At 51.3% G+C, this 14362-nt stretch carries 17 protein-coding genes; 4 read left to right on the top strand and 13 right to left on the bottom strand.

All coding sequences use genetic code 11. From position 1 onward, the window contains the following. Window position 1: 1 nt before the first annotated feature. Window positions 2–907 carry a ribonuclease Z gene (gene rnz, locus KNP03_RS01480; protein WP_214824197.1) on the bottom strand — a complete coding sequence of 302 codons (906 nt, stop codon included), beginning with the start codon at window positions 905–907 and terminating at the stop codon, window positions 2–4. 74 nt (window positions 908–981) lie between these two features. Between rnz and KNP03_RS01485 the strand changes: the two genes are divergently transcribed. Beyond that, window positions 982–1155: a hypothetical protein gene (locus tag KNP03_RS01485; RefSeq protein WP_214824200.1), complete on the top strand. Its 174-nt coding sequence runs from the start codon at window positions 982–984 to the stop codon at window positions 1153–1155. A gap of 45 nt (window positions 1156–1200) precedes the next feature. Here the strand turns inward: KNP03_RS01485 and KNP03_RS01490 are convergent, their stop codons facing one another. Both KNP03_RS01490 and KNP03_RS01495 read right to left on the bottom strand, forming a co-directional pair. Beyond that, entirely contained in the window at window positions 1201–2328 is a 1128-nt protein-coding gene (locus KNP03_RS01490) for a M20/M25/M40 family metallo-hydrolase (protein ID WP_214824203.1), read from the bottom strand. A 173-nt stretch (window positions 2329–2501) separates the two neighbouring features. Continuing rightward, the gene (locus KNP03_RS01495; protein WP_214824206.1) at window positions 2502–3500 is read right to left on the bottom strand and encodes an aromatic acid exporter family protein; all 999 of its coding nucleotides are present in this window, start codon (window positions 3498–3500) and stop codon (window positions 2502–2504) included. A gap of 69 nt (window positions 3501–3569) precedes the next feature. Here KNP03_RS01495 and KNP03_RS01500 point away from each other — a divergent pair, with 69 nt between their 5' ends. Further along, window positions 3570–4649 (top strand): N-acetylglucosaminidase, encoded by a 1080-nt coding sequence (locus KNP03_RS01500; RefSeq protein WP_338082697.1) that lies wholly within the window; start codon window positions 3570–3572, stop codon window positions 4647–4649. A gap of 46 nt (window positions 4650–4695) precedes the next feature. Here KNP03_RS01500 and KNP03_RS01505 read toward each other — a convergent pair whose 3' ends face one another. Beyond that, a complete protein-coding gene (locus KNP03_RS01505) occupies window positions 4696–5352 on the bottom strand; it encodes a hypothetical protein (protein WP_214824213.1) in 657 nt (218 codons plus the stop codon). A gap of 172 nt (window positions 5353–5524) precedes the next feature. On the opposite strand from KNP03_RS01505, the gene fadH reads away from it, so the two are divergent. Further along, window positions 5525–6289, top strand: coding sequence for a 2,4-dienoyl-CoA reductase (fadH, locus tag KNP03_RS01510; protein ID WP_214824216.1), 765 nt, complete (start codon window positions 5525–5527; stop codon window positions 6287–6289). A gap of 31 nt (window positions 6290–6320) precedes the next feature. On the opposite strand, the gene KNP03_RS01515 is transcribed toward fadH, so the two are convergent. The 8 genes from KNP03_RS01515 to KNP03_RS01550 form a co-directional block, all read right to left on the bottom strand. Beyond that, window positions 6321–6899 (bottom strand): HD domain-containing protein, encoded by a 579-nt coding sequence (locus KNP03_RS01515; RefSeq protein WP_214824218.1) that lies wholly within the window; start codon window positions 6897–6899, stop codon window positions 6321–6323. Further along, window positions 6899–7573: a metal-dependent hydrolase gene (locus KNP03_RS01520; protein ID WP_214824221.1), complete on the bottom strand. Its 675-nt coding sequence runs from the start codon at window positions 7571–7573 to the stop codon at window positions 6899–6901. The genes KNP03_RS01515 and KNP03_RS01520 overlap by 1 nt, the downstream gene beginning before the upstream one ends. A 33-nt stretch (window positions 7574–7606) precedes the next feature. Further along, the gene (locus KNP03_RS01525; RefSeq protein WP_214824224.1) at window positions 7607–8329 is read right to left on the bottom strand and encodes an amino acid ABC transporter ATP-binding protein; all 723 of its coding nucleotides are present in this window, start codon (window positions 8327–8329) and stop codon (window positions 7607–7609) included. Further along, window positions 8326–8985 carry an amino acid ABC transporter permease gene (locus KNP03_RS01530; RefSeq protein ID WP_214824228.1) on the bottom strand — a complete coding sequence of 220 codons (660 nt, stop codon included), beginning with the start codon at window positions 8983–8985 and terminating at the stop codon, window positions 8326–8328. The genes KNP03_RS01525 and KNP03_RS01530 overlap by 4 nt, the downstream gene beginning before the upstream one ends. 59 nt (window positions 8986–9044) lie before the next feature. Next, window positions 9045–9836 (bottom strand): transporter substrate-binding domain-containing protein, encoded by a 792-nt coding sequence (locus tag KNP03_RS01535; RefSeq protein ID WP_214824230.1) that lies wholly within the window; start codon window positions 9834–9836, stop codon window positions 9045–9047. Between the two features lie 183 nt (window positions 9837–10019). Then, a complete protein-coding gene (locus KNP03_RS01540) occupies window positions 10020–10361 on the bottom strand; it encodes a DUF952 domain-containing protein (RefSeq protein WP_214824233.1) in 342 nt (113 codons plus the stop codon). A gap of 56 nt (window positions 10362–10417) precedes the next feature. Then, window positions 10418–10846, bottom strand: coding sequence for a BrxA/BrxB family bacilliredoxin (locus KNP03_RS01545; protein WP_214824236.1), 429 nt, complete (start codon window positions 10844–10846; stop codon window positions 10418–10420). A gap of 34 nt (window positions 10847–10880) precedes the next feature. Beyond that, window positions 10881–12065 (bottom strand): class I SAM-dependent methyltransferase, encoded by a 1185-nt coding sequence (locus tag KNP03_RS01550; protein WP_214824238.1) that lies wholly within the window; start codon window positions 12063–12065, stop codon window positions 10881–10883. A gap of 99 nt (window positions 12066–12164) precedes the next feature. Here KNP03_RS01550 and KNP03_RS01555 point away from each other — a divergent pair, with 99 nt between their 5' ends. Continuing rightward, entirely contained in the window at window positions 12165–12938 is a 774-nt protein-coding gene (locus KNP03_RS01555; RefSeq protein ID WP_214824240.1) for a sporulation protein, read from the top strand. A 94-nt stretch (window positions 12939–13032) separates the two neighbouring features. Here KNP03_RS01555 and KNP03_RS01560 read toward each other — a convergent pair whose 3' ends face one another. Further along, window positions 13033–14358 carry a dihydrolipoamide acetyltransferase family protein gene (locus KNP03_RS01560; RefSeq protein ID WP_214824242.1) on the bottom strand — a complete coding sequence of 442 codons (1326 nt, stop codon included), beginning with the start codon at window positions 14356–14358 and terminating at the stop codon, window positions 13033–13035. Window positions 14359–14362: the final 4 nt, after the last annotated feature.

Consider the following 14362-nt stretch of genomic DNA (forward strand, 5'->3'; position numbering starts at 1 on the left):
GTCAATCCCCCACTGTGTATTCTAAAAAGTCGGTCGCGACGAGACTATTCGGGAAGTCCGCTACGAGTTCACGCGTGAATTCCTCATCTCTCCCGACATAGCGGGCGGAGATGTGGGTCACGATCAATTGACGTACGCCCGCTGCTTTTGCAAGCTCGGTCGCCTCCAGTGTCGTCGAGTGACCGTACTTTCGCGCGAGCTTTTGTTCGTTCGCCATGAACGTCGCCTCATGAACGAGCAGGTCAGCGCCTTCTGCAAGCAGACGCGCATTGTCACAAGGTGTCGTATCCCCTAATATCGCCACGATATGACCCGGCACCGGGTCAGTGACATATTCTTTAGCGTCATACCATTTCCCTTCAAACTCGAAGCGTTCTTCTTCTTTGATTGTACGGTAAATCGGTCCGCTCGGGATTCCAAGCGCCTTCACGCGATCGACGCGTAACGCACCGGGCTGTTCCGGACCGACAATGCGAAAGCCGTAAGACGGGAAGCGATGCTCTAATTGTCTCACGGTCACGATCTGTCCGTCCTGTTCGAATGTGTCCCCATCTTCATATTCGATCACGGTCAGGTCGTACCCGAGGTGTGAGCCGGTCACACGAAGCGTCAACTCCAACCATTTCTTCAACCCTTTCGGACCGTATACGGTGAGCGGGTCAGTCCCGTCAAGGGCAGAACGGGTCGACAAAAATCCAGGCAGTCCGAACACGTGGTCACCGTGGAGGTGCGTCACCCAGACGGCGGACACTTTTCGAGGTTTGACGGACGTATAGAGCATCTGATGCTGGGTTCCTTCCCCGCAGTCGATGAGCCACGTCTTTTTCGGAAAGACGAGGGCGAGCCCAGAGACGTTTCGCTGCTTGGATGGCATCCCCGAACCAGTCCCTAAAAAATGTAACTTCATAACTAAACTTGTCCTTTCTTCAAGCTCGTTCCGTGCTATACTAGAGGCAATCGTTGAAAAGGATGTGAACTGTGATGAACAGAGCGGAGCACCCTGACTCGATTTACGAGCTCATCCGGGAACGCGCGACTTCGATGAATCGCAAACACCAACAAGAACAAGGCACCTCAATCCGAATTCACGACATAGCGAAAGAACTTCATTGCACAGACGAACTTATTTTAGAGTCTTTGGAGTTTGCAGCATAACGAGTACGAACACATACGAAGAGCCGACGGAACGTCGGCTCTTTTTTACTGTTCTGATGATGCGACTTGCTCGACGATCGTCACGACGTATTCGACAAGCTTGTACAACTCTTCAAGCGGCATCCGCTCGTTCGTCGTGTGAATCTCTTCATAACCGACTGCCAAGTTGACTGTCGGGATTCCGCCACCGGCGATGACGTTGGCATCCGATCCACCGCCTGAGTGCAGGATCCGGGTCGGACGACCGATTGCGGCAGCTGCTGCCTTCGCGACCTCGACGACCTCGTCCCCTTCTTCAAATTTAAAGCCAGGGTACATGATGTCGATATCGACTTCGGCACGTCCACCGAACGACTCGGCGACTTCGATGTATGCTTGTTTCATCGTCTCAGCTTGCTTCTCCATCTTCTCGTGGATGAGGGAGCGGGCTTCGGCGAGTACTTCAACGTAATCACAGACGATGTTCGTCGCACGTCCCCCTTCAAAACGTCCGATGTTTGCCGTCGTCTCCTCATCGATTCGACCGAGCGGCATTTTCGCAATCGCTTTGGCTGCGATTTGAATCGCCGAGATCCCTTTTTCAGGTGCGACACCCGCATGGGCCGTCTTCCCGTAGATTCTCGCATTGACCTTCGCCTGCGTCGGCGCTGCGACGATGATGTCACCGACAGGACCGTCCGAGTCGAGTGCAAATCCGAACTTCGCATCGATTTTTGACAAGTCGAGTACTTTCGCCCCGACAAGACCAGACTCTTCACCGACCGTGATGACGAACTGGATTTGACCGTGTGGAATTTGTTTTTCTTTCAAGACACGGACGAGTTCGATCATCGCCGTGAGACCTGTCTTGTCATCCGCACCGAGGATCGTCGTGCCGTCCGTGACGACATAGCCGTCTTTGATGCTCGTCTTGATCCCTTTACCTGGCGTGACCGTGTCCATGTGGGCCGTGAAGTAAATCGGGTCCACGTTTTCTTTCGTCGCAGGCAACGTGATGATCAGGTTGTTACCGGAATGGGCCGTCTTCGTTGAAGCGTCGTCCTCATAGACGTCACAGCCGAGGTCTGTGAACACCTCTTTTAAATGTTTACAAATGACCGCTTCTTCTTTCGTTTCTGAGTCGATGCCGACCAATCCTAAAAATGTGTCGAGCACGCGTGTCTCGTTTACCATAAACAACATCCCTCCATCCAAACATTTCTCGACTATTATAACAAACTCGTGCGCATTGCACGAATCTTTTCCGTTCTGTACAATAATGGCAAACACGTCTTTGGAGGAAATACATGAAGAAGAAACAGAAAAAACGACAACGGATCATTCAGATCGGCGTCGTCGTCATCATTTCAATCTTTTTGCTCAGCACTGTGCTCTCGAGCATGGCCATGTTCTTTTAAGAGCAGGATATAGCGCTCTTTCAAGATCAAATAGCTTTTGACGTCAGATAAAATATTGAGTAAGGATGAGCGTACCTCAAATTCCTCACGCGTCGTGGGGAGAGGTACGTTTTTTCGATAGTGCTCGATCATGTCTTCAAGTTCACGTAGAAATACCGTCGCGTCTGCCTCTTCGTTGACGTGGTCCCCGACCCGTCTCAGGAACGTCGCGACCGGTTTCGCCTCGTTGACGACCATCGTGATCTCCCTGGCGTTGTCGGCGACACGTTTTAAAATATCGTACTGCCGCTCCCGCATGCGGAAATAGAGATAATCCATGTCCTCGTTCCGCTTGCCGATCGAGTTACCCATTCTGCGAAGCGCCAGGTCCTTCCCTTGCTTCAAATAGTCACGGGTCTTGATCAGCATCATCGAGTGGTTGTTGTAAACACCCGTCTCGACACAGGCGGCCACGTCATAAAACAGTACGGCGAGTGAGCGGTCGATATTGTCTTTGATCCGCTCGATCTCACGGTCAAGCGTCGGCATATACATATTGACGAGGAGCCCGACACCGACACCGATGGCGATGAGCAACAGTTCATTGATGAACAGCTCGACGGAGAACTGCCCTTCCGTATACAGATGCGTCAGGATGACGACACTCGTGATGAAGCCGTCCTGCAGTTTCAGTTGTTGTACGAGCGGAATGAACATGACAAAATAGAGGATAATCGTTACCGGTGTATATCCGAGTAGCGTGAACATCCCGGCTCCCACTCCAATAGCGAGGAGACTGGCCATGACGCGTTCATAAGATGCTCGAATCGATTTTTTTCTCGTCTCCTGGATGCTCAAAATGGCAATAATGGCTGCAAACACAAAAAACTCGAGATGAATCGATTCCGAAATCAGCATGGCAATGCCTGCTGCGACCGCGGTCTTCAAGGTCCGCGTCCCAATTTTCATATCGGCTTCCTCCCTTCTCCATCAAATTGTTGACTAGTTTTCTTCATTTGGCAATCCAAAAGTTTGGAAGTGATTGTATTGAAACGTAAAAAGAAACGAAAGGTTTGGCCGCTCATCGGGACACTCTGTCTCGCCGTCGCCGGTTTTTTGTGGGTCCAGACGTCCCGTGAAGAAGTCTATACGGTCGAGACAGTACGAGACGGGTCGAATGTGACCCGGACGTTTGAAACGCTCGCAGAAGCCCGTCGCTATATGGAAGGTGGGACGAATCGGACGCTCTTTTCTCCCGAAGGTGAAGTGATCGACTTCAACGGGACCGGCATCGCCATCACGCCAAGTTCGACGATCACCCATCTTTATGAAGACAAAGCGTTGTCGAAACGTCAATCGTACGTCGCAGGCGGCACGCGTCTCACCCTGCTTTCGCGCGGCAAGGACCATTTGCTAGTGCGGATTTCCGGTGCTGACGTCTACGTGCCCGCCAAAAACATGTCGCTATTCCCCGAGGCCGTCGTGAAGAAGCGGGGATTCTATGAGATAAAAGACGGTGACGTCTATCACTCGGTCGAGGCGAATGGGAATCTGGCCGGTAAGTTCCTCGTCGGTCCGACTGAGAAACAGTCAAAAAAGCGGTTTTACACAGAACGGGTCAAAGACGTCTTTGACTCGCCTTACCAGTTCGCGAATATCCGTTCGAAGTCCCCTTATTCCGCAGAGGATTTTGATTCATTTTTAAACGAAATCGATTCTCCCCTTTCCGGGAAAGGCTCTGCCTTTAAACAGATGGAAGAGGAGTACGGGATTAACGCTTTGTTCCTGCTCGCTGTTGCCGGCCATGAGTCCGGATACGGCAGCTCGGCCATCGCACAAGACAAGTTGAACCTGTTTGGATTTAAAGCGACGGACGATGACCCGAGCGGTAATGCGACGTCGTTTGATTCGATCGAAGCGAGCGTCCAGGCAGCCGCGGAGCTGTTCGCGACGAAGTATGTGAAAGGTCCTTACGCCCGTGGAGCGTTTCCGGGCAACAAACAAGAAGGCATCAATATGTTTTATGCCTCCGACCCGTATTGGGGGGAGAAAGTCGCCGGGACGATGTACCGGATTGACCGCACACTCGGATTACGTTATTTAAAGGCCATACAGTAAAAAGCAACCCACCTCGCCTTGAGATGGGTTGCTTTGTCGTTTCAGGCTAGTCGTTCATATATGTCCTGACCTCGGCTTCATATCGGCGGATCAATTCATTGTTATCCAGTTTGACGCCGGCCGATTCCTGTTCATATTTCGCAGTCAATCGTGGAATCAACTGTTCCCAGACGACCCACTTCACGTATTGGTCGCGGTATGTCACATGATTCAGCTCATTCAGTGAGACGCCGAGCGCTTCGGCGAGATTGACAGCAGAGTCAACGACGTAAGTGTCAGGACCGGCTTCAATCCATGCGTCGACTTCTTCCTCTGAAGCGACGATCCCATATTCGGTTTCGGCATGAGCTAACCACGCCCGTTCGAAACGGGCACTATCTTGGGCTTTCGCGATTAGGCGATCGACGTCGACCGTGTCACCTGCAAGCTTCGCCTCGACGAACTGACGCATCGCGAGCGTTCGCTCGAACTCCTCTTCAATCCGAGGTGCAACATCCTGCTGAAAAGCATTCAGATGACGTGTCAGTTCTTCTACTGTCGGCACGGGCAACGGTTCTCCCATCAACGCATCGATTTCCGCTTCCGATAAACTTGCTTGCGTCACGGTAGCATCCTCTTCCGCGCTCGAACCATGAAGTGCAATCCCCGTCCCAACTAACACCAAACTGATCAATAAGAGTCCTCTCAACATCCATCTTTTCAAGACAACACCGCCTCCCCTATGGTAATTCCCAATATTATCTAATTTCATTGTATCACAGGTTTCCTGCGTTTTGGCTTTTGCCTTTTGAATTCGATTTTCTTTGCAGGAGTTTCCATTCTACAAGACGAATACCTAAAATGAACGACTATTCATTTTTAGAGGGGGAAGTAGCATGAAGACAATTTGGATCACAGGCGGCTCGTCCGGTATGGGGAAAGCGATGGCGCTCAAATTCAAACAAGAAGGATGGAATGTCGCCATCAGCGGCCGGAACGAGGAACGGTTGCAGGAAGCGATGGACGAATTGAACGCGATTGATGCGGGGAAAGCGATGAGCGTTCAGCACGACGTCCGGGACTATGAAGGATGCGCCACGGCACTCGGCGATATCATTTCTGCGTACGGACCGGTCCACGCCCTTGTCAACAACGCGGCCGGCAACTTTGTATGCCCGACACTCGACTTGTCTCCGAACGGTTGGTCGAGCGTCATCGATATCGTCTTGAACGGGACGTTCAACTGTACCCATGTTCTCGGGAAACATTGGGAGGCAGAGAAACTCCGTGGCGGGACCATCATCAACATGGTCGCTTCCTACGCCTGGCAGGCAGGACCCGGGGTAGCACCGAGTGCAGCGGCAAAGGCCGGTGTCCTCAACTTGACGCGCACCCTCGCCGTCGAATGGGGCTATCAATTTGGCGCTCGGGTAAATGCAATCAGCCCGGGACCGATCGAACGGACGGGCGGGGCCGAGAAGCTCGTGTCTCACGTGAAGGAAGTCGAACGCATCCTCCGAAACGTGCCGCTCGGTCGATTCGGCACGCCAGAGGAAATCGCCGACCTCGCATTTTGGATGGCATCGGATGAGATGCGTTATTTGAACGGCGAATGCATCTCGCTCGACGGCGGCCACTGGCTGAACAAATACCCGTTCTAAACAACAAAGACGACCGGTCCCGGTCGTCTTTTCAGCTACATATCCCATTCCATTCTTTCTCGAACTGATGTAAAAACGTCTCCATGAACGCATGACGTTCCATGGCGAGTTGTCTCGCTTTTTCAGTATGCATGCCACGTGCAAGCTTCAGGAGCTTGTCCTCAAAGTGGGCGATGGCACTACCTGGTCCATCGTGAAGGGCGGTCCCGCGAGATCCGGCGAATTGAAACGTTCTCGCAATCCCGATTGCCCCGATTGCATCGAGCCGGTCCGCATCCTGCAAAATCGCACTCTCACGTGATGAAGGAAGAACACCTTTTGAATAGGACGACTCCTCGATCACGGTCAGAATATGACGCTTCTGGTTTTCCGTAACGGAAAGAGTATCCAGATGAAAGCGCACAAGTCCGGACGGACGACCGAGCTTATGGTCTTCGACGTCATGGAGGAGCGCAGCGAGGGTGACGACCAGGTTGTCGACCGTTTCTCCTTCGGCGATGACCTCTGCGAGACGAACGACCCGCTCGACGTGTGACATGTCATGTCCCGTATGATCATCGGCATGGAGCGTTGCGACGTATTGACGCGTCGCCTCGATTACATGACTCATCAGATTTCGATCGTCGTGTTCGGTTCGATCAACAACCCACGACGATGCAACTGGTCACAAAACGCCTGGGCGTCCTGTTTGATCGGCGGGAACGTGTCAAAATGGATCGGGACGACGCGTTTCGCCTGCAGCCACTGCGCCGCATCGAGAGCATCCTCCGGTCCCATCGTGAAATTGTCCCCGATCGGCAGGAACGCCACATCGATTTCAAACCGTTCCCCGTACATCTTCATATCCGAGAACAATGCCGTGTCACCGGCATGGTAGAGCGTCAATTCATTCGTCTCGATGATAAAACCGGCCGGCATCCCCATATAGACCGGCGTATCTCCCATATCGAGGCTCGAGCTATGGAATGCCTGTGTCATCGTGACACGACCGAACGGGAATGCGTGTCCGCCACCGAGGTTCATCCCATGGACGGAGTAACCCTTCTTCTCATAATATGTCGCAAGTTCATGCGTGGCGACGATGGTCGCCCCTGTCCCTTTGGCGATCAGCTCGACATCTTCGATATGGTCAAAATGGGCGTGCGTCAATAAAATATAATCCGGGCGAAGCGTAGAGGGATCTGTATCCGTATGTGGATTGCTCGTCAGAAACGGGTCGATCAAGACGTGAACCCCTTCAATATCGAGTCCGACCGTCGCATGTCCGTAATACGTGATTTTCATGTCTATCCATCCTTTCCTTCGTGAGATTGTATGTTAGAGCACTTTTTCCAAGAACCGTTTCGCTCGGTCCGTCTGAGGATTCAACAACAGGTCGGCCGGTTTGCCTTCCTCCATCAAAATCCCCTCGTCAAGGAAGAGGACACGGTCCGCCACTTCACGGGCAAAGCCCATTTCGTGGGTGACAACGACCATCGTCATCCCAGTCTCCGCAAGTCCTTTCATGACATCGAGTACTTCATTGACCATCTCCGGGTCGAGTGCGGACGTCGGCTCGTCAAAAAGCATGACGTTCGGCTCCATCGCCAGTGCGCGCGCGATCGCGACACGCTGTTTTTGTCCTCCGGAGAGTTGGCTCGGATACGCATCGATTTTTTCAGACAGACCGACACGTTCCAACAATTTTTTCGCGCGGTCCACGGCCTCCGTCTTACTCACTTTCAAGACGTTGATTGGCGCATACGTCAAGTTGTCAAGGACGCTCATGTGCGGGAACAGGTTGAACTGCTGGAACACCATGCCGATATGCTGTCGGGCTTTGGCGACATTCGCCCCTTTTTTCGTTAACTCATAGCCATCTACGCTCACCGACCCGCTCGTCGGTACTTCAAGCATGTTGAGACAACGGAGGAAAGTCGATTTTCCCGAACCGGATGGACCGATGACGGCGACAACTTCACCACGTTCAATCGTCGTCGTGATGCCTTTCAATACTTCTAGCTCACCAAACTGTTTATATAAATCGTTTACTTCGATCATCTTCCATCACTCTTTCTTAACCGTTTTTCTAGACGTTGTCCAAGATACGTCAAGATCATCACTATCGTAAAGTATATCACACCGGCAAAAAGAAGCGGTTCGAAGTAGATTGCCTTCTGTCCCCCGACAATCTGCGCACGGCGCATGATATCGAGTACCCCGACCGTCGAAACGAGCGCTGATTCTTTCGTGAGGGTGATCATTTCGTTCACGAGCGCCGGCAGGATGTTTTTGAACGCCTGTGGCAGGATGATGGAGCGCAACTGCTTCACATATGGAACACCGAGCGCGTCTGAAGCCTCCCATTGCCCTTTATCGACTGCCTGGATCCCGGCCCGGATGATTTCCGAGATGTAGGCCCCTGAGTTGAGAGAAAAGGCGATGACGGCAGACTGATAAGGTGTCGTGATAAATCCTGTCAACTGCGGCAATCCGAAGTGGATGATGGCGAGTTGCAGGATGAGTGGTGTCCCACGGAATACCGCCGTGTACGCATGACCGATAAAGTTGATCAAACGATTCGGGACGATTTTCAACGTAGCGACGACGATTCCGAGCGTGATCCCAATTAATGCCGAGACGATCACGACTTGGAACATGACTGGAATTCCTTCTAAAATATACGGGATTGAATCATAAATCCGACTAAAATCCATAGTGGTTTCCTCCTAAAAAAGGCTGACTGATTCATCTTCAGTCAGCCCCGTACAATCGATTATTCAGCTGGTTCTGCTTCTTCTTCGAACCATTGTTGTGCCAACTTCTCAATATCTCCGTTATCCATCATTTTCTTCAACTCGTCGTTGAACTTGTCACGAAGCTCGTCGTCTTTTTTGAATGCTGCAGCTGAACCTGCTTCTTCTTCATCGACGATTTCGAACGTCGTCAACTCGCTGTCCTGTGCGAGATATTTTTTCGCGACCGTATCCTCGATGACCATCGCATCGATGCGGCCTGTCTTAATTTCTTGGATGATTTCAGGAATTTTGTTCAATGATACGATCTCCGCATCTTGAATTTGATCCTGAGCGATGCCTTCCTGGATCGAACCGAGCTGAACGCCAATCTTCTTCCCTTTCAAATCTTCAAGCGATTGAAGCGAGCCGTCTTTTGACAGGATCAAGTTTTTCGCTGTGAAATAAATATCCGAGAAGTCTGCATTCTCTTTACGTTCTTCAGTCGGTGTCATCCCCGCCATGACGAAGTCGACACGTCCTGCGTTGAGGGCCCCGAGCAAGCTCCCGAAGTCCATATCTTCAATTTTTAATTCATATCCTAAATTCTCAGCCACTTGTTTGGCGATATCGATATCAAATCCAACGATTTCATCCCCGTTCGCTGTATCGACGAACTCGTATGGGAAGTAATCGGCACTCGTACCCATGACAATCACATTGCTGTCTTCACTGTCGGCAGATGACGATCCTCCTTCGTTCACGTCCGCCCCACACGCGACCGAAAATGCAGCCAAACTTGCTAAACATAATGCTAGAAAACCTTTTTTCATTTTCATCTTCCTTTCTGTCAAGAGTAATAATTATCAGAACTTTAACAAAATTATGACATATATGTGAACTTGACTCAACTATTCTTCGACTCATCGGTTGTCCGACTTGTTCTTCAACCACTATATACACATAATTATAACTTGTAAAGTATATTCATGCATTTTTATTCAAAAAAAGAACGGTCACATCCGTTCATAGGCGAAATAGGTGACCGTTCCGTTGTCCCGAGAGCCATATGGTTGGACTCGTTTTACGGATGACATCGGGATCGCGCTATACACGTGCGGATAGCGTTCTCCGTCTTCATCGAGCTCATAATGGAGCAATTGTCCGAGCCGGTTGACGTGTAATGACACGAGGACGACCGGTTCTCCCGGATAATTCATCCGGACGATTTTTCCGATTTGCTGCGGTGTACAACAACGAATCGACCCTTCCGATTGAAGAGAAGGTTCATTGATCTCACCTCGTGACAGGGCAATCATATACTCTGCCTCTGTCATGACCTTGATGACTGGTTCCATATACTCTGCCCCTTTTTAGAAAAGCGCAAAGGCAATGCCTTTGCGCTCTTGAATGATTATGCGAAATAGATGTCAAAGAGTGTTTGCAACTGATCGACGAGTTCCTCTGCTGTAGAAGATTCGATTGTGCTGCGTTCGACCATCGTCACAATATTGCCGTCTTCGAGCAACGCGATCGATGGTGAGGACGGTGCATACCCTTCGAAATATTCACGGGCACGGTCAGTCGCCTCACGGTCTTGACCTGCGAATACCGTCACGAAGTGATCCGGTTTCACGCCTTCCATTTTATTCACATAAGCGGCTGCCGGACGTGCGATCCCGCCTGCACAACCACATACCGAGTTGACGAGGACGAGTGTCTTGCCTTCTTTTTTGAGAGCCGCGTCGACTTCTTCCGGTGTCGTGAGTTCTGTGTATCCTGCAGTGCGCACCTCGTTACGCGCCTGTTCGACTACATCTTGAAAATACAATTGAAAATCCATGTTGTTTCCCCTTTCGACTTGCGTCTGTTCTTTCTTATTTTACGTCTTGTTGTGTCCCGAGGACAAGTCTATCGCTCAATTCCCGTTCAAGGAACGGGTCTGCCTGAAGGAGCTGTTTGAATGCCAGATAGCGCTCCTTCGCCTCCGCCGTCGCTTGACGGTTCGTCAAGTACGCGCGAATCATTATATTTTTCGGCGTGTGCTCAAGGTCGATGAACTCAAGCAATTGTGTGTCGTAGCCGACGAGACCGAGTAATTCCGCGCGGATCGAGTCGGTCGCAAGCGAGGCAAACCGCTCTTTGATCAGCCCGTGCTGCAACATGAGTTCGAGGCTCGGCGCATTCAGTTGACGATTCAACTCTTTCTGACAGCACGGCACACTTAAAATGACTTTCGCCCCCCAGCGGACGGCACGTGCTAGCGCCATGTCCGTCGCAACATCACACGCATGCAACGTCACGACCATATCGACGGCCGACTCGCCTTCATATTCGTTGATATCCCCGACTAGAAACTCAAGACGTTCGTATCCGAGGTCTTTTGCGATGCCCGCGCACTCTTCAATGACTTCTTTTTTCAAGTCGAGGCCCGTGATGTGTACATCGTATCCTTTCATCTCGTGTAAGAAGTGATAGAGGGCGAACGTGAGATAGGACTTCCCTGAACCGAAATCCAAGATGCGGACGGTACGGTCTGTCGGCAAATGTTTCAATGAGTCTTCGATGAACTCGAGGAAGCGGTTGATTTGTTTGAACTTATCATATTTCTGACGCTTTACTTTGCCGTCCGGTGACTGGATCCCGAGACGAATGAGGAACGGCACCGGCTCATCGACCGGCAAGACATATTGTTTTTCCCGATTGTGGCTGAGACTTGCCTCTTTTTTCGCCGTCGAGCGTTCTTTAAACGTCACCTTGAACTTTTTCGATAATTGGAACTGGAGGTCCGACTCCTTCAGTTGGAACTGACCTTGTCGGAACGACTCCAGCAATTCATTCAATTCCATGACCGCTTCGTCCGGCGTCATATTCTTATGATTCATCACGCGCTCATATTGGTACTCGAACTGAATATGATACGCGTTTTTCAGTAAGACGGGCTTCAGTTTGATCCGACGTATATCACTCGACTTTTGACGAGGCTGACTGATTGTCGCTGATACGAGTTGATTCGATTGAATGATGTCACGCAATCGTTCTTGTAACGCTGTATATTCCACTTGATTCAATCCTTTTTTAGAGATTTTGAAACTAAATTTTTCTTCTGTCCGTACATACTATTACACGTTCGTTGTTTTACGTCAAAGGAGGACTCACAAATGTTCAAAAAGATTTTGTCATCTATCGGGATCGGGGCCGCGACCGTCGATACCCGGCTAACGGAAAACCGTTGCGTCCCGGGTGGTGAATTGCATGGCGTCGTCCATGTCGAAGGGGGATCTGTCGAGCAGGCGGTCGACCGCATCTACCTGTTCTTCAATACATTATATAAGCACGAAGTGAACGATAAACCGACCCACTCGACGTTCACGATCGAGAAGATTCTTTTGAACGAGGCACCTTTCCTGATTGGTCCAGGCGAAGTGAAAGAAATCCCGTTCACGGTCAACGTCCCGTACAACACGCCCATCTCGGTCAGTCAATCCAAGTCATGGATCGAGACCGGGCTCGACATCGCACAAGCCGTCGACCCGAAAGACGAGGACGCCATCATGGTTACGCCGAACGATGCACAACAAGTCATTCTCGACGTGATGGATGAGCTCGGCTTCCGTTTGAAGAAGGCAGACACAGAGATGCTTCCGGCCCGTCATCGTTCCGGTCGCCTCCCGATCGCACAAGAACTCGAGTACTCCGCGAATGGATCCAAGTATGGGCGGGAGTTAGATGAGTTGGAAGTCGTCCTCTTGCAGGATGCGGAAGCCATCGAGTTATTGATTCAGGTCGACCGAAGCGTCCATGACCTCGGCAGCCTGTTCGCAGACTTGACGGGGACAGATGAGACGACGCACCGGATGCGCTATGATGTGAAGCAGTTATCCGCGTCACGGATTCGTCAGGATGTCGAGTCGGTGATCGAGCAGTCGATATAATCCGTCATTTGCATATAAGAAAAACACCCGTTTCATTTTGAAACGGGTGTTTGCCGTACAAATCGTTCATTTTCAAACGGGATACGTCTCGCTCTTAGTAAAGCGTGTACGTATTCGGGTCGATCGACTCGAGTGACTGTTTGATTGCTTGCAGGAATTGACCTGCGACGAGACCGTCGAGGACACGGTGGTCGACCGACATACAAAGGTTGACCATATCGCGAGCCGCGAACATGCCATTGACCCAAACCGGACGCTTCACGATCGACTCGACCGAAAGGATGGCCGCTTGCGGATAGTTCAGGATCGGGGCCGATTGGATCGATCCGAATGCACCCGTGTTGTTGATTGTAAAGGTTCCACCACGCATCTCTTCCGCTTTCAAACGGTTTTCGCGGGCGCGTGTCGCCACGTCTTGAAGTGCGACGGCGAGACCTTTGATGTTCTTCTCATCGGCTTGACGGATGACCGGAACGTAAAGGGCATCGTTCGCCGCGACCGCAACGGAAAGGTGGACGTCCTGATGGACTTTAATATGATCGCCTGCCCATTCCGAATTCATCATCGGGTACTTCTTGAGCGCCTCGATGGCCGCCTTCATGAAGAATGGCATGAACGTCAATTTGACGCCTTCCCGTTTCATGAATTCATCCTTCAACTTGGCCCGTGCCTCGACGAGGTTCGTCACGTCGACTTCAATCATGAGCCACGCGTGCGGTGCCTCATGTTTCGAACGGACCATGTTGTTCGCGATCGCTTGTCGGACACCAGCCGTCGGAATCGACTCATAGCGATCAGACGAAGAGGCTGACCCTGTCATTTGCTTCGAAGGCTCCACGGCTGGGCGTGGCGCTTCTTTTGGTACGTCGAGCTTCGTTTGAACCATCGTTTCCTGCACTGGTGCTTGCGTGGCCGGTTCCTGGACACGTGCCGGACGTCCTTCAGATAAGTAGCGCAAAACATCCTTCCGTGTGATTCGACCGCCGAGACCGCTTCCACTCAATTCGTTCAAATCGATTTCGTTCTCGCTCGCGAGCCGAATCACTGCCGGTGAATATCGGCCGTTTCCACTCTGTTTACGTGGGGCAGAAGGGGCGGATGCTGCCACTTCCACTTTTTCAGTCTGTGCGACCGCTTCCTGCTTGGATTCTTCTTTTGCAGGAACCGTCGCCGTTTCTGCACTCTCGACTTCCATCGTGAGAACAGGCGTACCGACGCTGACGGTCTCCCCTTCCGGTACAAGGAATTCTTTGATGACACCGGCTGACGTCGCCGGGATCTCCGCTGTCACTTTGTCTGTCATGACTTCTGCGAGCGGTTCATATTCTTCTACACGGTCACCAGGCTTCACAAGGTATGTCGTGATTGTTCCTTCTGTGACACTCTCACCGAGTTGGGGCATTTTAATCGTTTGTTCCATAGAG

It is taken from the genome of Exiguobacterium algae (genome assembly GCF_018617875.1).
GTDB classification, from domain to species: Bacteria; Bacillota; Bacilli; order Exiguobacteriales; family Exiguobacteriaceae; genus Exiguobacterium; species Exiguobacterium algae.